This is a genomic window from Bradyrhizobium liaoningense (assembly GCF_018130785.1).
Lineage (GTDB): Bacteria > Pseudomonadota > Alphaproteobacteria > Rhizobiales > Xanthobacteraceae > Bradyrhizobium > Bradyrhizobium liaoningense_A.
Map to the genome: position 1 here is coordinate 139,799 of NZ_JAFCJT010000016.1, position 20,695 is coordinate 160,493.

The 20,695-nt window shown below is 64.9% G+C and carries 24 protein-coding genes and 1 tRNA gene; 15 read left to right on the forward strand and 10 right to left on the reverse strand.

Annotated features, from left to right (window positions below; translation table 11 throughout):
- Positions 1-102 precede the first annotated feature (102 nt).
- Positions 103-1,080, forward strand: coding sequence for a LysR family transcriptional regulator (locus JQ627_RS26955; RefSeq protein ID WP_212487132.1), 978 nt, complete (start codon positions 103-105; stop codon positions 1,078-1,080).
- Positions 1,081-1,464: 384 nt separating this feature from the next.
- Positions 1,465-3,855: a TonB-dependent siderophore receptor gene (locus JQ627_RS26960; protein WP_212487134.1), complete on the forward strand. Its 2,391-nt coding sequence runs from the start codon at positions 1,465-1,467 to the stop codon at positions 3,853-3,855.
- Between the two features lie 85 nt (positions 3,856-3,940).
- Here JQ627_RS26960 and JQ627_RS26965 read toward each other — a convergent pair whose 3' ends face one another.
- The 4 genes from JQ627_RS26965 to JQ627_RS26980 form a co-directional block, all read right to left on the reverse strand.
- Positions 3,941-4,150, reverse strand: coding sequence for a hypothetical protein (locus JQ627_RS26965; RefSeq protein WP_212487136.1), 210 nt, complete (start codon positions 4,148-4,150; stop codon positions 3,941-3,943).
- Positions 4,151-4,286: 136 nt separating this feature from the next.
- On the reverse strand, positions 4,287-4,706 hold the full coding sequence (locus JQ627_RS26970; RefSeq protein WP_212487138.1) for a DUF4118 domain-containing protein: 420 nt from the start codon (positions 4,704-4,706) through the stop codon (positions 4,287-4,289).
- Positions 4,707-4,845: 139 nt separating this feature from the next.
- Complete coding sequence (locus JQ627_RS26975; RefSeq protein WP_212487140.1) at positions 4,846-6,039, reverse strand: MFS transporter; 1,194 nt, start codon at positions 6,037-6,039, stop codon at positions 4,846-4,848.
- A gap of 51 nt (positions 6,040-6,090) precedes the next feature.
- Entirely contained in the window at positions 6,091-6,645 is a 555-nt protein-coding gene (locus tag JQ627_RS26980; protein ID WP_249143389.1) for a TetR/AcrR family transcriptional regulator, read from the reverse strand.
- Positions 6,646-7,181: 536 nt separating this feature from the next.
- Between JQ627_RS26980 and JQ627_RS26985 the strand changes: the two genes are divergently transcribed.
- The 3 genes from JQ627_RS26985 (at position 7,182) to JQ627_RS26995 (ending at position 8,326) form a co-directional block, all read left to right on the forward strand.
- A complete protein-coding gene (locus JQ627_RS26985) occupies positions 7,182-7,361 on the forward strand; it encodes a hypothetical protein (RefSeq protein ID WP_249143391.1) in 180 nt (59 codons plus the stop codon).
- A 211-nt stretch (positions 7,362-7,572) separates the two neighbouring features.
- Entirely contained in the window at positions 7,573-7,797 is a 225-nt protein-coding gene (locus JQ627_RS26990) for a hypothetical protein (protein WP_212487146.1), read from the forward strand.
- Between the two features lie 202 nt (positions 7,798-7,999).
- A complete protein-coding gene (locus JQ627_RS26995) occupies positions 8,000-8,326 on the forward strand; it encodes a hypothetical protein (protein ID WP_212487148.1) in 327 nt (108 codons plus the stop codon).
- A gap of 33 nt (positions 8,327-8,359) precedes the next feature.
- On the opposite strand, the gene JQ627_RS27000 is transcribed toward JQ627_RS26995, so the two are convergent.
- Both JQ627_RS27000 and JQ627_RS27005 read right to left on the reverse strand, forming a co-directional pair.
- Positions 8,360-9,334: a tripartite tricarboxylate transporter substrate binding protein gene (locus tag JQ627_RS27000; protein WP_212487150.1), complete on the reverse strand. Its 975-nt coding sequence runs from the start codon at positions 9,332-9,334 to the stop codon at positions 8,360-8,362.
- Between the two features lie 477 nt (positions 9,335-9,811).
- Positions 9,812-9,888: transfer RNA gene (locus JQ627_RS27005), tRNA-Pro, on the reverse strand.
- Positions 9,889-9,956: 68 nt separating this feature from the next.
- Here JQ627_RS27005 and JQ627_RS27010 point away from each other — a divergent pair.
- From JQ627_RS27010 to JQ627_RS27035, 6 genes are all read left to right on the forward strand, one after another.
- Positions 9,957-10,946: an L-threonylcarbamoyladenylate synthase gene (locus JQ627_RS27010; protein ID WP_212487152.1), complete on the forward strand. Its 990-nt coding sequence runs from the start codon at positions 9,957-9,959 to the stop codon at positions 10,944-10,946.
- Positions 10,947-10,970: 24 nt separating this feature from the next.
- Positions 10,971-12,398 carry an FAD-binding oxidoreductase gene (locus tag JQ627_RS27015; RefSeq protein ID WP_212487155.1) on the forward strand — a complete coding sequence of 476 codons (1,428 nt, stop codon included), beginning with the start codon at positions 10,971-10,973 and terminating at the stop codon, positions 12,396-12,398.
- On the forward strand, positions 12,395-12,832 hold the full coding sequence (locus JQ627_RS27020) for a GNAT family acetyltransferase (protein WP_212487156.1): 438 nt from the start codon (positions 12,395-12,397) through the stop codon (positions 12,830-12,832). Before JQ627_RS27015 ends, JQ627_RS27020 begins: the two co-directional genes overlap by 4 nt.
- A 12-nt stretch (positions 12,833-12,844) precedes the next feature.
- A complete protein-coding gene (locus JQ627_RS27025; RefSeq protein ID WP_212487157.1) occupies positions 12,845-13,426 on the forward strand; it encodes an NUDIX domain-containing protein in 582 nt (193 codons plus the stop codon).
- Between the two features lie 279 nt (positions 13,427-13,705).
- The gene (locus JQ627_RS27030; RefSeq protein ID WP_212487158.1) at positions 13,706-14,635 is read left to right on the forward strand and encodes a glycine reductase; all 930 of its coding nucleotides are present in this window, start codon (positions 13,706-13,708) and stop codon (positions 14,633-14,635) included.
- A gap of 36 nt (positions 14,636-14,671) precedes the next feature.
- Positions 14,672-15,865 (forward strand): CaiB/BaiF CoA-transferase family protein, encoded by a 1,194-nt coding sequence (locus JQ627_RS27035; protein ID WP_212487159.1) that lies wholly within the window; start codon positions 14,672-14,674, stop codon positions 15,863-15,865.
- A gap of 113 nt (positions 15,866-15,978) precedes the next feature.
- Here the strand turns inward: JQ627_RS27035 and JQ627_RS27040 are convergent, their stop codons facing one another.
- Complete coding sequence (locus tag JQ627_RS27040; RefSeq protein WP_212487160.1) at positions 15,979-16,743, reverse strand: SOS response-associated peptidase; 765 nt, start codon at positions 16,741-16,743, stop codon at positions 15,979-15,981.
- Positions 16,744-16,806: 63 nt separating this feature from the next.
- On the opposite strand from JQ627_RS27040, the gene JQ627_RS27045 reads away from it, so the two are divergent.
- From JQ627_RS27045 to JQ627_RS27060, 4 genes are all read left to right on the forward strand, one after another.
- Positions 16,807-17,307, forward strand: coding sequence for a hypothetical protein (locus tag JQ627_RS27045; RefSeq protein ID WP_212487162.1), 501 nt, complete (start codon positions 16,807-16,809; stop codon positions 17,305-17,307).
- Between the two features lie 19 nt (positions 17,308-17,326).
- On the forward strand, positions 17,327-17,761 hold the full coding sequence (locus JQ627_RS27050; RefSeq protein WP_212487186.1) for an NUDIX hydrolase: 435 nt from the start codon (positions 17,327-17,329) through the stop codon (positions 17,759-17,761).
- A 47-nt stretch (positions 17,762-17,808) separates the two neighbouring features.
- Positions 17,809-18,186, forward strand: a complete 378-nt coding sequence (locus JQ627_RS27055) for a TIGR02301 family protein (protein ID WP_212487164.1) — start codon at positions 17,809-17,811, stop codon at positions 18,184-18,186.
- 230 nt (positions 18,187-18,416) lie between these two features.
- Positions 18,417-18,683 carry a hypothetical protein gene (locus tag JQ627_RS27060; protein WP_212487166.1) on the forward strand — a complete coding sequence of 89 codons (267 nt, stop codon included), beginning with the start codon at positions 18,417-18,419 and terminating at the stop codon, positions 18,681-18,683.
- Between the two features lie 196 nt (positions 18,684-18,879).
- On the opposite strand, the gene JQ627_RS27065 is transcribed toward JQ627_RS27060, so the two are convergent.
- The 3 genes from JQ627_RS27065 to JQ627_RS27075 form a co-directional block, all read right to left on the reverse strand.
- Entirely contained in the window at positions 18,880-19,200 is a 321-nt protein-coding gene (locus JQ627_RS27065; RefSeq protein WP_212487168.1) for a cupredoxin family copper-binding protein, read from the reverse strand.
- A gap of 10 nt (positions 19,201-19,210) precedes the next feature.
- The gene (locus JQ627_RS27070; RefSeq protein WP_212487169.1) at positions 19,211-19,744 is read right to left on the reverse strand and encodes a DUF4142 domain-containing protein; all 534 of its coding nucleotides are present in this window, start codon (positions 19,742-19,744) and stop codon (positions 19,211-19,213) included.
- Between the two features lie 91 nt (positions 19,745-19,835).
- Complete coding sequence (locus JQ627_RS27075; RefSeq protein ID WP_212487171.1) at positions 19,836-20,525, reverse strand: RNA polymerase sigma factor; 690 nt, start codon at positions 20,523-20,525, stop codon at positions 19,836-19,838.
- Between the last annotated feature and the right edge of the window lie 170 nt (positions 20,526-20,695).

The window sequence follows — 20,695 nt, forward strand, 5'->3', positions numbered from 1 at the left end:
CTGGCGCCGCATCCAGTTCCCTCCCCGCGGGAGGTCGGTGCGGTCAGTCCCAACACGATGAGATTGACAGGGCCGGCTTAATAAGGAAAATTTCTATTCATAATGAGCGTCAAAGAATTTTCTTATAATGGCCCCGGCCATGCAGCGGCCCAGCTCCGGCATCTGACGATCCGGCAGCTCCGCTCGCTTGCGGCGCTCTCGGCGAAGGGCAGCGTCACCGCGGCCTCGGGCCAGCTCGGCCTGACCCAGCCAGCCGTCACCCAGCAGCTCCGGCAGCTGCAGGACCTCGCCGGCCTGCCGCTGGTGCAGCGGACCGGCGACGGCATGCTGCTGACGGAGGCAGGCAAGGAGGTGCTGGCGCTCGCCGAGCGCGTCGAGGCCGCGATCACGGACTGCCAGGGCGCGCTCGATCTGCTCGCCGGACGGACCGGCGGCACGGTGCATCTCGGCGCGGTCTCGACCGCGAAATATTTCGTGCCGCATGCGATCGCGGCGTTCTCGAAGCGGCATCCGAAGATCGAGATCAAGCTCACCATCGGCAATCGCGAGGACATCCGCGAGGCCATGCACGGCTACGATCTCGATTTCGCCGTGATGGGTCGGCCACCGGCCGACGTGAGCGTCGACGTGCGTCAGCTCGGGCGCAATCCGCACATCATCGTCGCGCGCAAGGGACACTGGCTGGAGAAGGATTCCGGCCTCAACCTGACCGACCTCGTGCACGAGACCTTCCTCACCCGCGAGCCGGGATCAGGCACGCGCACGCTGATGGAAGGCATGTTCCAGAGATCGGATCTCGAGCCGATCATCGGCATGGAGATGAGCAGCAACGAGACCATCAAGCAGGCTGTCATTGCCGGGCTCGGCATCGCCTTCATCTCGGCCCACACGGTGGCGCATGAGCTCGCCGAAGGCCGCCTCATCGTGCTCGACGTCGCGGGTCTGCCGATCGTCCGGCAATGGTACGTGATCCGCCGCAGCGACAAGGTGCTGCTGCCACCTGCGCAGGCGATGTTCGATTTCCTGGGCTCCGAGGGCTCGAACTATTTGCCCGACGTGCCCGAGTTCGGCGGGCAATAGCCCGCCGATACTCACCCCATCAGCTTCATCGCAACCGTTGCCGCCAGAATGACGATGATCTGGAGCAGGCGCTCCGTCGTGAAGATGCGGTTGAAGGTGGTCATCGCTTGCCCCGGCCGACGTAGGAGATCTCGATCGGTCGGTTGCTAGCACACGCGGGCACGGAGATAACTCCGTAGTCGCCACGGATCCTGCCGGCGCGCCGAAACATGTGATCGCCTGGAACCCGACAAGTTTCGAACGATTCAAATCATCCAGCGCGGAATGGCCGCGGGGTCGCCGTGTTCATGCACACAGTGACTTCGCGTGCACGGATGCGCCTTGCCCCGCATCCGGCCGCGCAATGGGGAATCCGGGCGAGTTTTGCAGAGTGAGGGGGGCGCGATGAGCCACATCGCCGCCGCGGGAGAGCTTTTGTCTGCCGCAAGCTACATGTCCAAGCGCAATTTTTCGGGTATCAGAGGCGTGTTGACCGCGCTGATGACGTCAGCTGCGTTCTTCGCCAGTCCGCAGGCCTTTGCGCAATCCTCGCCCGCACAGGGCGTGACGATTCCATCCGTCACCGTGACCGCGCCGGAAGCACAGCGCCGTACCAATCCCTCTTCGGCCGCACGTCGGTCAAGCGGCACGCGGACCCGCCGGACGCAGACCGCAAGGCGGCCGGAGACGACCGCCGCGCCACAGCCCTTCGCACCATCGCAGGACGCGCGCACCGGGACGGTCGGCTATTTCGCCAACAGCACCTCCGTCGCCACCAAGTCCAACACGCCCATCGTCGACATCCCGCAATCCCTGTCCGTCATTACCCAACAGCAGATCCGCGACCAGAACTACCAGGGCCTGACCGATGTCACCCGCTACGTTCCGAGCGTTACCGTCCACCAAGGCGAAGGCAATCGCGACGAGCTCGTCATCCGCGGCGTCGATTCCAGCGCGAACTTCTTCGTCAACGGCTTCCGCGATGACGTGCAGTATTTCCGCGACCTGTACAACGCGCAGAGCATCGAGGTGCTGAAGGGCCCGAGTGCGCTGACCTTCGGCCGCGGCGCCGGCGGTGGCGTGCTCAACCGCACCCTCAAGGAGGCCGACGGCAACCGCATCTACCAGGCCACCGCGCAGACGGGATCATGGGGCGACCGCCGCGTCACGCTCGACGCGGGACAAGCGATCAACGAGAACGTCGCGGCGCGGCTGAACGTGTTCTACGAGGGCAGCGATGCCTTCCGCGACTTCAATCATCTCGAGCGCTACGGCATCAACCCGACCGTCACGCTGAAGCCTGATGATTTCACCAAGATCAAGCTGTCTTACGAATATTACCACGACGGCCGCACCGCAGATCGCGGCAATCCCTCTCAGAGCCTTCCCGGCGGCGTCACGCGCTTCAATCCGACGACGCCGTTTGCGCCGAACGGCAATCTCCAGACGTTCTTCGGCAGCCCCAGCCTCAATACCGCGCAAGCGACGGTGCAGACCGGCATGGCGATCATCGAGCACGATTTCCAGAACGGACTATCGGTGCGCAACGGCACGTTCGCGGCCGACTACCAGAAGTTCTATCAGAACGTCTATCCGACCGGCGGGCCGCTCGCCGGCGCCGTCAATGCGGCCGACACCGCGGTCAATCTCGGCGCCTATCAGCACACGACCAACCGCGACAATTTCTTCAACCAGACCGACTTCACCTACAAGGGCTGGACCGGCCCGATCGCGCACACGGTGGGCTTCGGCACCGAGTTCGGCCGCCAGACCGGCGTCGACATCCGCAACACCGGCGTCTTCCCGAACGGCACCAACACCATCGTGCAGAACCCTTTCGCGCCGACCTATTTCGGGCCGGTCAACTTCGTTCACCACTTCACCGGTACCAACCCCGACGGCGTCACGACGCCGGATTCGAACAGCAAATATGCGCTGAACGTCGAGTCCGGCTATCTGCGCGACACGATCGAGGTCTCGCGCGCGCTCCAGCTGATCGCCGGCGCGCGGTTCGACCGGTTCGAGATGTCGGCGCTGGACATGAACACCAACCTCAACCGCAACCGCACCGACAATTTGGTATCGCCGCAGGCGGCGGTGCTCTTCAAGCCGATGGAGACGATGTCGGTCTACACGGCCTACAGCATCTCCTATTTGCCCGCCTCCGGCGACCAGTTCTCCTCGCTCAACGACGGCACGCTGATCCTGCAACCGCAGAAGTTCGAGAACACGGAGGTCGGGATGAAGTGGAACATCAACCCGAAGCTGTTGTTCTCGACGGCGATCTACAACCTCAACCGTACCAACCAGCCGATCGCGGATGGCAACAATCCCGGCTTCTTCCTGCCCTCCGGCAGCACGCTGACGCGCGGCTTCGAGGCGAGCCTCGTCGGCTACGTCACCGAGCAATGGCAGTCCGTGCTCGGCTACGCCTATACCGATGCGAAGATCACCAGCGCGACGTCGGCGACCGTGGTGCCGGGCAATCGCGTGCAGCTCGTGCCGTACAATCAGTTCGCCTGGTGGAACAAGTATCAGTTCACGCCGATGTGGGCGGCCGCGCTCGGCATCATCTATTTTGGCGATTCCTTCGCATCGTCGGATGACACGGTAAGACTGCCGAGCTTCGTGCGCTTCGATGCCGGCGTCTATGCCACGATCGACGCCAACTGGCGCGCGCAGCTGACGGTCGAGAACATCTTCAACCGCGGCTATTGGGCGTCCGCCGACGGCAACAACAACATCTCGCCCGGTCAGGGCCGCACGGTGAGGGTCCAGGCAAGCTACAGATTCTGACTGGCCTCTGCGCGAACGTCTGCGATTTCCTTCGCATGTCGTTCGCGCGGTTCGTCGTCGGTCTCGGTACCGCGATGGTTAACGATCAGGCCGCGAGCGGGGCGGCGTAGTCCGCGCGCGCGGCGAAATAGGTTTCCAGCTCCGACAGCGCCCGCGCTTCCCATTCGCTTGCCTGCTCCAGCAGCGACCAGCGCTGGCCCGGGCGGAATGCAGCGGTCTGGCGATAGAGCGATGCGATGCCGCGATAGCGGCGCACGTTCTCAAAGATGGCGTGACCGTTTACTTGGCCGTTCATGTCCAAAACTCCCTCGTCATTCCCGGCAGAAATTGCGGCCAAATCTTTTTCGAAAAGTTAGCGGCGCGCACCAAGCTCGCGGATGGTTGCCGGACTGTTGCGCGGGCGCAACGCGCCCCTTCCGCGCGAGGCGCGTTTATTGCGAATTCGTTGCCGTGCTCTCGCCCGAAGGCTTCAGCCCGCCGCGACTGATCATTGCCATCGTCTCGCGGCAGAGATCGGCAAGGCCGATCAAGAGCACTGCGAGAAGGCAGAACAGGTTGATGGAATCCGCACCCGCGCTCGATAACGGCATGAACTGGAAGAACGGCGGGATGAACGCCCACCACACCAGCGGAATCGTGAGCAGCGCGGCAAACACCGCCGCCGGCGCGCCTGCGATCATCCCGAGCACGAACAGGCTGGGCAGGAACGCCGCGAAATAGAGCTTTGCGCCGAGCGCGACGCAGGCGCCCTGAAGCGCGGCCGACACGGCGACGACGAAAAATCCGAGCAGAAACGCCTGCCACGACCATGGCCGTACTCGCGGTACGCCAACCAGTCCCGCACGCCTCATCAGCCTCCCCCTGCCGCCCGTTAACCGGGCTCGATTGCGACCAAAGTACTACAGCCGCAGGGAAACCGCGAGACGGAAATCGCACGGTGCGAGGCTTTGGATGCAGGGCTTGGTAAACGCCCTGCGCACGATCGTACCGCTACTCGGTGGTCGCGTAGAGCAAGCCCGCGACCGGCAGAGCAAGGCCAATGGCCGACGCCAGCGTCCAGCCGCCTTGCGCGAAGGCCCAGGCGCCAACCGCAGAGCCGGCAGCGCCGGCCGCGAAGAACGTCGCCATATAGAGGCCGTTGAGCCGGCTGCGCTGCTCATGCCCGAGTACGAAGATGGCGCGGAAGCCGAGCACGACGTTACCCTGGACACCGATATCGATGGCGATCGCAGCCACGACCAGGCACGCAAGATTCAGCATCGAACCGGCCGCACCGATATACGTCACCAGGAAGCCGGCGGCCGCGAGCAGCATCGCGATCCGCGTCGCGATACGGCTATGGCCACTGTCCGCGAGCCGCCCCGCGATGGGAGCTGCGAACACGCCGGCCACACCGGCGAGCGCGAACAGCGCGATGCCGCGCTGGGAGAAGCCGAACACGCTTGCGAGCTGGAGCGGCGCCACCGTCCAGAACAGCGTGAAGGCACCGAACAGGCTCGCCTGATAGAGCGCGCGGCGCCGGAGCAACGGCGTGGTCCGGGCCAGACGCGGCATCGACAGCAGCAGCGTGCCATAATGCATGCGCGCGACGGGCTTGCGCTTCGGCAGCGTCGTCCACAGCACAATTGCGAGCACGATCATCAGCGCGGCGGAGATGAAGAACACCGCATGCCACGACAGCGCCGCGGTGACGAAGCTCGACACCGGCCGCGCCAGCATGATGCCGAGCATCAGGCCGGTCGAGACGTTACCGACGACGCGGCCGCGAATGGCTTCCGGCGCCATATGTGCGGCGTAGGGAATGATGATCTGCACCGCGACCGAGCCAAGCCCGATGAACAGCGCCGCGATCAGGAACGGCAGCGCGTGCGTTGCGAACGCGGCGGCGAGCAGCGAAGCCGCGCCAAGCGTGATGACGGAGCAGATCAGCGCGCGGTTCTCGACGAGGTCGCCGAGCGGCACGATGAAGAGTAGCCCGACGCCATAGCCGATCTGCGTCATGGTGACGATCAGTCCGGCCGCTTCATGCGACAGGCCGAGCGCGGCGCTGATCGGGGCGATCAGCGGCTGGGCGTAGTAGATGTTGGCGGCGACCATGCCACAGGCCGCGGCAAGCACGAAGGTCAATCGCTGCGACACCGCATCCGACCCGGGTGCGGTCTCGATCGTGGCATTCATCGTCATTCCAACGGACTCCAGATATCGGGAATGTTTATTCCCTAATAGGACACAAATTCAGGCGAGCAGTTTCATCGCGACGCCGACAAGGCGCTCGCCGTCGAGCGGCAGGCGCGCCTTGCCGACGACACGCATTCCTTGCGTGATGCAGATCATCAGCCGCGCGGTGTCGTCGACCTCGACATGGCCGGGAATCGAGCCATCGGCCTGCCCCTCGCGAATGAGGCCGGCGATGAAGGTCTCGTTGGTCTCGAGTTGCGCGTTGACGCGGGCGCGGACTTCCGGATCGAGCGCGGAGAGTTCGACCGCGCCGCCAACCACGATGCAGCCGCGACGGCCCTCAACCCCCTGTGAGTGCTCGACATAGGACAGCAACATATGGCGCAGCCGCTCGCGACCGTTGCCGCCGCGCGCGGCCGCGCTGCGGGTCTGATCCCGGCGCACTGTGGCGTAGCGCTCGAAGGCGGCCAGGAACACGGCCTGCTTGTCGCGAAACGCCTTGTAGACGCTGCCGGTGGCAAGCTGCATGGCGGCGGTCAGGTCGCCGATCGAGGTCGCATGATAGCCCCGCTCGCAAAACACCCGCACGGCGCGATCGAGCGCGGTGTCCATGTCGAATTCCCGGGGACGGCCGGGCAGACGGGCAGCAGGCTGGGCGCGGCGGGCGATTTTTTGCATCGCGGGATAATAGGGAATGGTTGTTCCCGAATCAAGGCACGGAGTTGTGAATGGGGATGGATAGAGGGCACGCTCTCTCCGCATCGTCATTGCGAGCGCAGCGACTTGTCCGCCGAAGCTTCAGCGAAGGCGGAAGCAATCCAGAGCGTCACCGCCGCAGCCTCTCGGCTCAACCACAACCGCCTCTGGAATTCGGGATCGCCCGCCCCAGTGCGCAACTGCGCACAAGGCGGGCGATGACAGCGAGTGGGCGGTTGCAGACACGCCTTCGCATCCTCGCGGCGGCTTGGTCTCGCCACCCTCTCTAAGCCAAGAGTGGCACTCTCCTTGCTCCTCTTCCGCCAATCCCTCAGACCCGCAGTGGGTCTGTTTCATAGTGAGGCGATCCTATGCAGCCGACGTCCCGTTTCGAAGCGACTATTCCGACACAGCTCCACGTCCTGATCTCCGATCTGCGTTGGCGCACGCAAATGCTCGACGCCGACATTCTGGACGAAGAGCGGAGGGCCGGAATCTCCGATCCAAACAATCTCGCCTACCCGATGCTCGCGCAGAACCTGAGAGCCCGGCGCGACAATATCCGGGTGAGCATCGCGATCCTGGAAAGCCGCATCGAAAAGCGATCAACGGGATGGCCGAGCGCCGCCTGACGCGGATCGTGCTGGGCCCGACCAGGCAACGCGACGGTATATGCAGAAGGGCACGGGCGATGGGCGATGGCCCTGCCCGGGCCGGTCAACGCGCAGGAACCCGCGTTGCCCTTTTGCAACGGTTCCCCACTGTCTGAAGCCGGACAAAACAAACTCCCATTCCGGCCACGAACCCCGCTCACAACGCCGTGAGACTAGCAGGGGAACTACGATGCGTGCACAGCGCGTTTGGAAAGTGAATGGGGCCGCCAGCATCGGGCAGCTCCAATCGAGACTGGACGATCTGAACAAGCGTCTCGGTCAGCTTGAAAACCAACATCCGGAGAGCTGGAAGGTCGAAGAGCTGAAATCGAGCGCGATCAGCCTGTCGCGCGAGATAGACGACATCCGTTGCGCCGAAGCGACGGCGGCGCTGAGCGAGCTGCTGCGGAAGTAGTCAGGCCTCGGCGATTCGGCGTGACGCAAGGAACCAACACCGCGCACCGCCATTTCCATGACGGCATGGAGCAGAATCATGACCAGGCACCTGACGCGAGCCCATCTCGCGCGCGGGGTAGCCGGCGCGGTGTCCACGCTGGTCCTGTGCGCGGCGGCGGCATTCGCCATCGCGCGCCACTTCGCGCTGTGAGGGATTTCGCATGATTTCCGACCCCGAGGAGTCGGTGAGGCTGCAAGGTTTTGGCGAGATGACGTTGCGCACCGCCGTCGCGACGCTGATGGCGCTCACGCCAAGCGAACGGGTGGACGCCGCCATCTTCCGTGTCCGCGACGGCGTGCGTTTGGCCTCGAGCGAGATCGCCGAACTTGCCTCGGACTGGGGCATGGCACCCATGGCAGAAGTCAGGTCGCCAAGCCTTGTCCCGGACCAGCACTGGCCGGACATCGTTCGCGGCATGGTGCGCGAGGCGCCGTTGCCGGCGCTGATGGTCGCGTTTCTGATCGGTGTGCTGGTGGCGCGGCGGTAGTCTCGCGACAACTGCCGGCTGCAGCAGGATTGATCACTTCTGCTCGTTCGCCCGCATAACCTCGGCGTAAGGACGCAGGGCCTCGGACATGTCCTCGAGGCGCTTTTGCCATTCAGCACCAGGCATGAAGGCGATAACCGGTTCGTCGCCTGGTGAGCCCGTCAGGTACTCTGGATTGCGCAGGCCTTCGGCAATCCCGGCTTCCAGCTTCTTGACGATGTCCTCTGGAACGCCCTTCGGGACCGCAAAGCCGCGTTCTGCCGTCGACGTGACCGGAAAGCCCACCTCCTCTGCCGTCGGAACTTCGGACAACGATGGAAAGCGCTTCTTCGACAGGATCGCGATGACGCGCAGTGGCCCCTTGTTGGTACCATGCAATTCGGGAATCTCGCTGAGACTGACCATTCCGACTTCCAGATGCCCGCCCAACAGATCGGTCCGCTGCGCGGCCGTTCCTCTGTAGGAGATTTCGTTGGGCTCGACCGTCGCGGCTGCTGCGAGCATGCGAATGGCCAGATGACCGTTCGTGCCGGCACCATTGTGACCAAACGTCACCGAGCCCGGCTTGCTGCGAAGTGCGGCAATGACATCTGGCAGATTCCTGAATCTGCTGGCGGCGGGCACCACGATCACGTTCGGATCTTCGACCACCCGCGCGACCAGCCGGATTTCGTCCATGGTGTATTGGGTTTTGCGGGTCATCGGCAAAAAGTTGTAGCCCGGCACGTTGACGACGCCCATCGAATAGGCGTCGGGCGCCGCGCGCGCGATCGAAGCAAACGCGATCTCTCCGCCGGCGCCAGGCTTGTTCAAGACGACAAACTTCGCCTTGCCGCCCAGCGCGCGCTCGACAAAGGGAAGAAGTTTGCGAGCCATGACATCCGTACCGCCGCCGGGCGCAAAGCCGACGACGACTTCGATCGGCTTGTCCTCCGGCCACGCAGCCCATGCCGCCCCGGAAGCAGTGAAGCCAAACGCTGCAACGAGCGCGGCGATCTTCTTGTTCATGATTTCCAGCCCTGTTTTTGTTATTGGCCGATCGCGCCCTCGAACGCGCGATCGACTGTGCGTTCATCTAGCCGTCGGCCTGACCGGAGAGCAACCGATTATCCCGAGCGCGCGCGTTTGAGGGGCCGCGGGGGTTTGTGAGGCAATTGTGGAAGCGTCAGAGGTGAAGGCGGCTTCGAACGCCATGAGCGCGGCTTCACCCGGACTTCGTTCGTGAAGCCCCGTGGCGGCCCTGGCTTGGCGACGCTTTTGATCAGTTCGCTGGCGGCCACGGCGCGCGCGCCGGTCATCCTCCGACCTACCGCACAGCGCCGGCCCATCGAGGTGGCGGCATGGCAAGCCATGCCACCGCAACAGACGCCCCTGCCGACCCAAATCGGCCGTGGACCCGCCCCGAAAATCGTTGCAAAAAGGCGCTCCCGAGGCGCGGGCGGCCGGTCCGCCAAGCCTCTGGGAAAACGTCGACTTTTGGAAGAATGGTCGGAGTGGCAGGATTCGAACCTGCGACCCCTGCGTCCCGAACGCAGTGCTCTACCGGGCTGAGCCACACTCCGACAAGAAGGCGGCTTATAGCGTCGGGTTTGACGCACCGCAAGCGGCCGGCATGAGGAATTTTATCCCTGTGAAAACGGGTCTTGAAACGCTGATTTTGCCGGCCGGCGAGGCCGGCGCGGAAGCCGCCGCCCGGACTTTGGCCTCCGGCGGGCTGGTCGCGTTCCCGACCGAAACCGTCTACGGGCTCGGCGCGGACGCCGCCAATGCCGCCGCGATCGCCCATCTCTATGCCGCCAAGGGACGGCCGGCCTTCAATCCGCTGATCGCCCATGTCGCCGACCTCGCGGCCGCACAGGTCATCGGGCAGTTCGACGCGCGCGCGTTGAGCCTCGCGGAGGCGTTCTGGCCGGGGCCGCTGACGCTGGTGGTGCCGAAGGCGAAGAACTGCCCGGTGGCGGATCTCGCCACCGCGGGCCTCGACACCGTCGCGATCCGCATCCCCGCCCACCCGGTGGCGCAGGCGATCCTGCGCGCCTTCGGCGGGGCGGTGGTGGCGCCGTCCGCAAATATCTCCGGCCATGTCTCGCCGACGCTGGCGGCCCATGTCGAAAGTGACCTTGCCGGGCGGATCGACCTGATCGTGGACGGCGGACCGGTTGCGGTCGGCGTCGAATCGACCATTGTCGGATGCTTCGACGCCCCGATGCTGCTCCGTCCGGGCGGGCTCTCGCGCGAGCGGATCGAGGCCGTGCTCGGCTCGCCCCTGGCGCGGCCGCCGCTGGAGGCCGAGAGCGACGACAGCCAGCCGCTGGCGCCGGGCATGCTGGCCTCGCATTACGCGCCGCGCGCCAGTGTCCGGCTCAATGCGCGCGAGGTGGCACTGGGCGAAGCGCTGCTGGCGTTTGGGCCTTCGCGCCTGCCCGGCGTTGAAGCCGCCGCTGCTGTCATGAATTTGTCGCCCGCGGCTGATCTCGATGAAGCCGCCGCCAACCTGTTCGGCTATCTTCGCGCCCTCGATGCCAGGGGGCCACGAGCGATCGCCGTGATGACGATCCCCGAGGAAGGACTTGGCGAAGCGATCAACGACCGGCTGCGCCGGGCCGCCGTAGCGCGCTGAGAAGGCGGAATGAGAGAAGAAGAGATGAACGTCAATAAATCTGCCACCCCGCCGCTTGCGCCCGAGCTGATCGAACAATTTCGCAAGATCGTCGGCGACCGCCATGCCATTACCGACGCGGCCGACATCGAGGCTTACATCACCGAGGAGCGCAACCTGTTCCACGGCCGCTCGCCGCTGGTGCTGCGCCCGGGCTCGACCGCCGAGGTTTCGGCGATCTGCAAGCTCGCCTCTGCGCAGAAGATCGCGCTGGTGCCGCAGGGCGGCAACACCGGGCTCGTCGGCGGCCAGACGCCCCACAATGGCGAAGTGGTGGTGTCGCTGCGCCGGCTCGACAAGATCCGCGAGGTCGACACCGCCTCCAACACCATGACCTGCGAGGCCGGCGTCGTGCTCCAGGTCGCGCAGCAGAAGGCGGCCGACGTGGACCGGCTGTTTCCGCTCTCGCTCGGCGCCGAGGGAAGCTGCACCATCGGCGGCAATCTCTCAACCAATGCCGGCGGCACTGCCGCGCTCGCCTATGGCGTCGCGCGCGAGATGGCGCTCGGGCTCGAGGTGGTGCTCGCCGACGGCCGCGTGCTCAATGTGCTGTCGAAGCTGAAGAAGGACAACACCGGCTACAATCTGCACAACCTCTTCATCGGCGCGGAAGGCACGCTCGGCATCATCACGGCGGCCACGCTAAAACTGTTTCCGAAGCCGCGGGCGGTCGAGACCGCCTTCGTCGGGCTGAAATCGCCGGCGGCGGCTCTGAAGCTGCTGACGATCGCGCAAGGCGAAGCAGCCAACGCGCTGACGAGCTTCGAGCTCCTGTCGGAGATGGCGGTCGATTTCTCGGTCCGCCACGGCATCGACGTGCGCGATCCGCTCGAGCAGAAGCATCCATGGTACGTGCTGATGGAGTTGTCTTCCCCTGGCGACGACGCCCGCACGCCGTTGGAGACGATCCTCGGCCGCGCCATGGAGGAGGAGATCGTCGACGACGCCGTGATCGCGGCCAACCTCACCCAGCGCAACGGCTTCTGGAAGCTGCGCGAGGAGATGTCGTCGGCGCAGAAGCCCGAAGGCGGCTCGATCAAGCATGACATCTCCGTGCCGGTCGCCGCCGTGCCCGCCTTCATCGCGGAGGCCGATGCCGCCGTCGTGAAACTGATTCCCGGCGCACGGCCGGTGCCGTTCGGCCATCTCGGTGACGGCAATCTGCACTACAATGTCAGCGAGCCCATCGGCGCCAACACCGCGGATTACCTCGCGCGCTGGCACGAGATGAATGCGGTCGTGTTCGAGATCGTGCTGCGCATGGGCGGCTCGATCTCGGCCGAGCACGGCATCGGCGTGCTCAAGCGCGACGAACTGCCTGAAGTGAAGGACAAGACCGCGATCGAGCTGATGCGGTCGATCAAGGCGATGCTCGATCCGCAGGACATCATGAATCCGGGCAAGGTGCTGTGAGCACTCTTGCGATCGATGCGATCGACGACGCCGATGTCGAACCGGTCGTCGCGCTGTGGCAGCGCTGCGGCCTGACGCGACCCTGGAACGATCCGCATGCCGACATCGCGCTGGCGCGGCGGCGCGACAATTCCACCGTGCTGATCGGCCGCGACGGCGGCACGATCGTCGCCACCGTCATGGTCGGCCATGACGGCCATCGCGGCTGGGTTTACTACGTCGCGGTCGCCCCCGATATCCGCAAGCGCGGTTACGGCCGTGTCATCATGGCCGCGGCCGAGAACTGGCTGCGCCAGGCTGGCATCGCAAAGCTCCAGCTCCTGGTCCGGCGCGAGAACGCGCAGGCCAATGCGTTCTACCAGTCGCTGGGTTTCGAGGAATCGACCTCGGTGATGTTCCAGAAGTGGCTCGACGGCCGCGAGCAGCCCCGTTAGCGGAAGACAGCAATGACCATTTCCGACCGCGTCCGCATCAAGGACGTCCGTGTGCTCTCGGACAACTGGACCCTCCTGAAGAACACCACGTTCGAGTACCGGCGCGCCAGTGGCGAATGGCAGACACAGCACCGCGAAACCTATGAGCGCGACAACGCCGCGGCCGTGCTGCCGTATAATCGCGCTGGGCGTACCGTGATTCTGGTGCGCCAGTTCCGCCTGCCGGCGTTCATCCGCGGCTATGACGATCTGCTGATCGAGGCGGCCGCCGGCGTGCTCGACGACGCCACCCCCGAGGTGCGCATCCGCGCCGAGGCCGAGGAGGAAACCGGCTATCGCCTGCACCACGTCCAAAAAGTGTTCGAGGCGTTCATGAGCCCCGGCGCCGTCACCGAGAAGCTGCATTTCTTCGTCGCCGAGTACGAGCCGGAGATGCGCGTCAGCGACGGCGGCGGCCTCGAACACGAAGGCGAGGACATCGAGGTGCTGGAGCTTTCGATTGACGAGGCGCTGGCGATGATCGCCGACGGCCGCATCATCGACGCCAAGGCGATCATGCTGCTGCAATACGCGGCGCTGCATGTGTTTAGATAATTCGCGAGCTGTCTTCTCCCCTTCTCCCCTTGTGGGAGAAGGTGGCGCGAAGCGCCGGATGAGGGGTATCTCTCCACTTGCGAAAACCGTTCGTGAGGATGGAGACCCCTCACCCGTCTCGCCGCTACGCGGCGAGCCACCCTCTCCCACAAGGGGAGAGGGTAAGACCACGCTGCTCCCTTGCTGGATTGCAATTCTGGCCTGCGCCGCGCCGCTCCCCGTTGAGCTGCCCGCCGACTATCTCTAGTCTGTCGCCAACAAGAACCAGGAGACGCGCCCATGTCCGCCTCGCGCGACGATGAATTCGGCTTTGCACCCGACCACGATGCCCCCGTCCCCTATATGCAGCGCACGCGGGACTATTACACCGCGATCGGCTACACCACGCCGTATCGGTGGGCGCATTACACCGAGACGCCGTTCCAGCCGTTGAAGAAGCCACTGGCGCAGTCGCGGGTCACCATCATCACGACCGCTGCGCCCTATGATCCCACCAAGGGTGATCAAGGGCCGGGCGCAGCGTATAATGGCAGCGCGAAGTTTTACCAGGTCTATGACGGCGACACCTCGAAGCCACACGATCTTCGCATCTCCCACATCGGCTACGACCGCAAGCACACTTCGGCGACCGACAACGGCACCTGGTTTCCGCTGCCGCAGCTTTTGAAGGCATCCGCCGCAGGCCGCATCGGCGAGATCGCCCCGCGTTTCTTCGGCGCGCCGACCAACCGCAGCCATCGCGTGACGCTCGACACCGACGCGCCGGAGATCCTGGCGCGCTGCCTCGCCGACAAGGTCGACGTCGCCGTGCTGGTGCCGAACTGCCCGGTCTGCCACCAGACCACCGCGCTGGTGGCGCGGCATCTCGAAGCCAGCGGCATCCCGACCGTGGTGATGGGCTGCGCCAAGGACATCATCGAGCACGCCGCCGTGCCGCGTTTTCTGTTCAGCGACTTCCCGCTCGGCAATTCCGCCGGCAAGCCGCATGACGTCACCTCGCAGGCGCAGACGCTGGAGCTGGCGCTCAAACTGCTGGAGAGCGCGAGCGGACCGCAGACGACGATGCAGTCGCCGCTGCGCTGGAGCGAGGACGCCTCCTGGAAGCTCGACTACAACAACGTCGCGCAGCTCTCCCCCGAGGAGCTGGCGCGCCGCCGCGCCGAATTCGACAAGCAGAAGGAGATCGCGCGCGGCAACCGCGCCGCCTGACGTCCTCCGATAACAACAAACAATGGGGAGAGCGACGTGACGCGACCGTTCGAGGGCGTGAAGATATTGGACTTCACGCAAGTGCTGGCCGGCCCCTATGCGAGCTACCAGCTCGCGCTGCTCGGGGCTGATGTCATCAAGGTCGAGCGGCGCGAGGGCGAGGACATGCGCCGCACGCCGCTCAGCCGCGAATGGGCCGAGCGCGGGCTCGCGCCGGCGTTCCAGGCCATCAACGGCAACAAGCGCAGCCTGACGCTCGACCTGCAAAAGCCAGAGGCGATCGCGATCGTGAAGAAGCTCGTGGCGCAAGTCGACGTCGTCATGGAAAACTTTCGCCCCGGCGTGATGGACAAGCTCGGCATCGGCTACGAGACGCTCTCCGCGATCAATCCAAAGCTGATCTATTGCGCCGTGTCCGGCTTCGGCCAGACCGGCCCGGACCGCCTGCGGCCCGGCTATGACGGCAAGATGCAGGCGCTGTCAGGCATCATGGCGATCACCGGCCACCCTGAAACGGGGCCGACGCGCGCGGGCTTTGCGGTGTGCGACGTGCTTTCGGGCGCGACCGCCGCGTTCGGCGTGTCGAGCGCGCTGTATCAGCGCGACCGCACCGGACAGGGCCAGTTCATCGATGTCTCCATGCTAGAGGCGACGATGGCATTTCTGTCGGGACAGATCGCGGACTGGTCGGTCGCGGGCCATCGCCAAACACTTTCAGGCAACCAGGCGGTCAGCCGCAGGACGACGGCGAATTTGTTCAGATGTGGCGACGGCCACATCCTGCTGGCCGTCAACAACGAGAAGCAGTACCGCGCGCTGATGTCCGCGCTCGGCCGCGAGGACACGCTGAGCGATCCGCGCTTCGCAGACTGGTTCGCGCGCAACGAGAACGAAGGCGCATTGCGCGCCATCATCGAGGAGGCACTTGCGAAGAGACCGGCGCGCGAATGGGAAACGATTTTGGAGGATGCCGGCGCGCCCTGCGCCAGCATCTGGAAGGTCGAGGAGATCATCGACCATCCGCAGATCAAGGCCCGCGGCGCGATCCAGGAGCTGGATACGCCCTACGGCCGCCTGCGCTTTGCCGGCAGCGGCTTCAAGCTCGCGCATGGCGGCGGCAAGCTGGACCGGATGGCGCCGGAATTGGGTGCGGATACGGATGCGGTGCTGGGTGAGCTGGGGCTCGATGCGACGGAGATTGCGGCGCTGCGGGCGCGGGAGATTGTCTGAAACTCCGCTGCCGTAGGGTGGCAAAGGCGCAACGCGCCGTGCCCACCATCTATCCGTTTGCACGGCGCGCAACGGTGGGCACGCTTCGCTTTGCCCACCCTACGGCATCGCAGCTAGAACAACGAGCCCTGCCCGTCGTCCGATGAGCTGGCCGCAACCTTCCGCACCGCCTTCTTCGGCTTCGCAGCCTCTGCCTCCGCCTCGATCTCCTCCGCGCTGATCGGCAACACGAGCTGATCGTCGTCATTGGCGACGCGGTTGACGCGGGTGGAGACGGAATGCCAGGCGAATTCGCCGATGCGCGGGGCGGACATCAGCGGCAACACGGCGTCGACATCGTCGCCGCGACTGTCGAGCCAGCGCTCGAAATCGCGCGGGCTGATGGTGACGGGCACGCGGTCATGCAGCGCGGCGAGATCCTCGCCCGCCGCCGCCGTGACGATCGCGACGGTGTCGAGCTCCTCGCCGTTCGGCCCGGCCCAGGTCTCGAACACCGCAGCGAAGCCGAGCGGCTCGCCGTCGGCGCGGTGGATGAAGAAGGGCTGCTTGCGGCCGCCCTCCGCCTTCCATTCATAATAGCCGTCGGCGGGAATCAGGCCGCGGCGCCTCCGAATCGCGTTCTTGAAGGCGGGCTTTTCCAGCACCGTCTCGGAGCGCGCGTTGATCAGGAGCGTAAATCCCTTGGGATCCTTGACCCAGCTCGGCAACAATCCCCAGCGCATCAAGCGGAAATGGCGCGCGCCGTTCTCGAGCAGCACGACCGGAATCGGTTGTGTCGGCGCGACGTTGTACCGTGACGGGAAATTCGGCTGCTCGATGTAGCCGAACAGTTGCCGTAAAGCCGCGGGGGCTGAAGTTATGACGAAGCGTCCACACATCCTAGGGCGTCTATATAGGGTCCGTTCAGGTCCTTTTAACCCCGAACGTTAACACTGCGGCAGATGAGCTCAACGGCCTCCCAACCCGCGCGGACGCATGTACAGACGGGCCCCGAGGCTGCTGCCTGGGCCGAGCGGCTGCGCGTGGCCAACATCAACCCGCGGACCGGGCTTGCCACCGACTATCTCAACCATTTCAATGAAGCCGTGATGCTCCTGGAAATGGTGCCGGACATGCCGGAATGCGCGGAAGACTTCTTGACCTGGTCGCCGCTGTCCTATGCCGAGCATTTCACCGCGTCGAATTTCAAGGCACGGGATCTGGCCATCGAAGCCTATGAGAAGGCCGATCCTTCCGTGCGCGCCCAGTTCGACCATATCACCGACACCATGACCTCGATCCTGACAGCGGTCGGCTCGGCCATGCGCGAGGTCGAGAAGGACACGACCCGCGTCCGCCTCGCCGAGCAGGCCACGCTCTGGGTCAAGCCGCTGATCGCGGCCTGCGGCGGCATCATCAATGGCGGCGCGGAAGCCGACATCGACACCATCATGGCGAACTGAGCCAGGGTTGTTTGAAGATATGTCTGCGGTCGTCCAGCCCACCCATCCCCAGATCGCGGTCAGCGCCGCCATCTTCCGCGACGGCAAGGTGCTTCTGACCCGCCGCGCCCGCTCGCCCGCCAAGGGGTTCTATTCGCTGCCGGGCGGCCGGGTCGAGTTTGGCGAATCGCTGCACCAGGCACTGAGCCGCGAGGTCGACGAGGAGACCGGGCTAGCCATCGAGATCGTGGGCCTCGCCGGCTGGCGCGAGGTGCTGCCGGCCGCAGCCGGCGCCGGCCATTACCTGATCATGTCCTTTGCCGCCCGCTGGGTGGCCAAGGAGCCGACGCTCAACGACGAGCTCGACGACTACCGCTGGATCGCCCCCGACGCCCTGGCGAGCCTCGGCGACCTCAAGCTGACCGGGGGGCTGGAGGAGGTCATCCAGTCGGCCGCCCGGCTGATCGGGCCCTGACCGCCCAGCCTTGCGTCATCAGCCCCGAGGGGGCATACACGCCGCCGATGTCCACGCGATTTCTGGCCATTTTTGCCCTGATCCTCGCCTGCGCCTCCGCGCCCGCCCGGGCCCAGGACGTGGCGGCGCCGTTTGACGCCGATTTGCAGCGGCTGGCGGAGATCCTCGGTGGGCTGCATTACCTGCGCGGCATCTGCGGGTCCAACGAGGGCAACAAATGGCGCACCGAGATGCAGGCGCTAATCGATGCCGAAACCCCCTCCGGCGAGCGCCGCACCCGCATGATCGCCGGCTTCAACCGCGGCTATAACGGCTTTCAGCAGACCTACCGGAGCTGCACGCCGGCCGCGACGGTGGCGATCCGCCGCTATATCGAGGAAGGCGCGAAGATCTCGCGCGATCTGACGGCGCGTTACGCAAACTGACTTGTCATTCCGGGGCTCGACGAAGTCGAGAATCCATCGCGCGTCAGAGTTGGCGGCACGATGGATTCTCGCGCTGCGCGTGCCCCCGGAATGACGAGGGAACCTGTCATCGACTTTGTTCACAGCCGTTAACCGTTCCTAAAGATGTGGCCTAGCGGGCGTTAATACGCGTGCTACACCTCCTGCACAGCGCATCGCCGTGGATCGCGCCCCAGCCCTGATCGAGTTTCATGAGCCATTCATTGTCCTACGCCCCCGCCCGCGCGCCGCTGCCTGATCACGAGCAGAAACAGGCTGCGCTGAGCTATCTCAACGAGGCGTGGGCCGAAGCGCGCCATGACGGCGTCGACGGCGACTGCCTGGCGCAGGCGAGCCTGTTTGCGGCATTCGCCGAGCTCGTCGGCACCTACGGCGAGGATGCGGTGGCGAAATTCGTCGAGGGCTTTCCGGGCCGCATTCGCAACGGCGAATTCTCGGTCACTCTCGCAAGGCAGTAAGCCTGTTGCGAAAAATGACCCCGCCACACGGGCGGGGCCAGTCTACGGATGAATGACCCGGCGAACGGGATTTGGCGAACAGGTTCGCGAGGTCTGCTGCGTTTATCGCACGGAAGCCGCCTCCCCCGGACAAGCATTAGTCTCGGGATCGCCGGGAGATATTCCCGCCGGGATTGGGAATGCGCCCCCTCCTCCCTCACGGCTCGACCTTGAGCGTCGCTTTCATGTTGGGATGATAGCGGCAGTAATAGTCGACTGTTCCCGCCTTCCTCAGAACTGACGTCGCCGACTTCTTCGCTGGCAGCATCACGTCGAAATCGCCGTTCTTCGCCGTGGCGGTGTGCGCGAACACGTCCTTGTTGATCCATTCGATGGTATCACCGACCTTCGCGGACGTTTCAGCCGGCGAGACCACGAGATTTTCCATTGTGATCTGAATGGTCGCGGCGCGCGCCGGGACGACGATCGACAGCAAGACGACCGCAAGCGCGATCGAAGCGAGGCGTCCCGGCTTCATCCCACACCCCCTACTTCAGCTCGGCCGCGACATGCTCGGCGTGCTGCTGATGGCCCTGAAAAATCTTCAGGCCGGTCTGCAACAGGCTCTTCAGCTCGGCATTGCCGGCGGACGGGATGAGCTGGGTTTCCAGCGCGCCGTTGACCGTCTTGTGGTAGGCGACCTCGTTCGCGACATAGGCCTTGTCGAACGCCGCGCCGCTCAGCTTGTCGAGCTCGGCCAGCTTGTCGCTCGCCTGCTTCGACAGGGCGCGGCTGGTGTCGTTGTCTTCAGGGGTGACGTTCAGCTTCTTGACCAGCGCGAGCGCCTGCTTGTTGACCACCTCGTGATCGCGCAGCATGTCGTCGGCAAACGCCTTCACGTCCTTGTTCTTCGCCTTCTTCTGCGCCTGCTTGGCGGCGTTGATGTCGATCACGCCCGCGGTATAGGCGATGTGCGCGATCTGCGGATCGGTCGGCTTTTCCGCTGCGCTCGCGCCTTGCAGCAGCGCGGGGCTCGACAACAAGATTGCTGCGGCGATCGCCGCACTCGATCGGATGAACATGGGTTGACACTCCTGTGGTGCCGGATGTTTTGCCGGCGCGTTGCTTCACAGGCGTTGGATGGGATTGTCGAGCAAACGTTCCCGAAAAACTTCAAACGCCGATGCCGAGCCGCTTCAGCACGACTTCGGTCAGGCGCTCGCAGCGCCACCCGGCGAACGGGAACGCGTCCATCACCACCGGACCGATCTCCTTCTCGACGTTCTCGCGCAGCATGGTGCGAGCACGGTGCAGCCGCGTCTTCACCGTCTCGGGCTTGACGCCGAGCAGATCGGCGGTCTCCTCGATGTTCATTCCCTCCATGACCCGCGCGACGAAGACCATGCGGAAGACATCCGGCAATTCATCGATTGCGCGCTCGACGACGCGCTGGATTTCACGTTGGGCCATGGTCCTTTCCGGATCGCCTGCGGGAGAAACGGGAAATTTTATGATCTGCGCCTCGAGCGCGGATTCGGGCACCGAGCCGAGCTCGACATGCGGTCTGGCGCTTCGCACCCGGCCAAGCGCTTCATTGATGGCGATGCGCGACAGCCAGGTCGACAGCCCGGACTCGCCGCGGAAACCGTCGAGATGGGTGAAGGCGCGGACGTAGGTTTCCTGCACCACATCCTCGGCTTCGCTGTCGCTGCGCAGGATACCGCGCGCAAGACGGTAGAGCCTGCGGTTGTTGGCCTGCATGATCTCGCGCAGCGCGGCCTCGTCACGGCCTCGCGCGCGCTCGATCAGCTCGGCTTCCGATGCTCTGGCGCCGGCGGGCAGGCCGGCTGCGGTCCGTTGCATGGTGGTCACCTGCTTGTTTCCGTTGCTCTCGGACACATTGGATGCAGGGGCAGCGAAAAGGTTCCCGACTTTCTTCCTTACCCTCCCCTAGAGGGGCAGGGGAATCGCATGTGATCTTTTCGTAAGGCATTGCGATTTTGGCAGAAATCGATTCTGACGGTGGCTCCTGA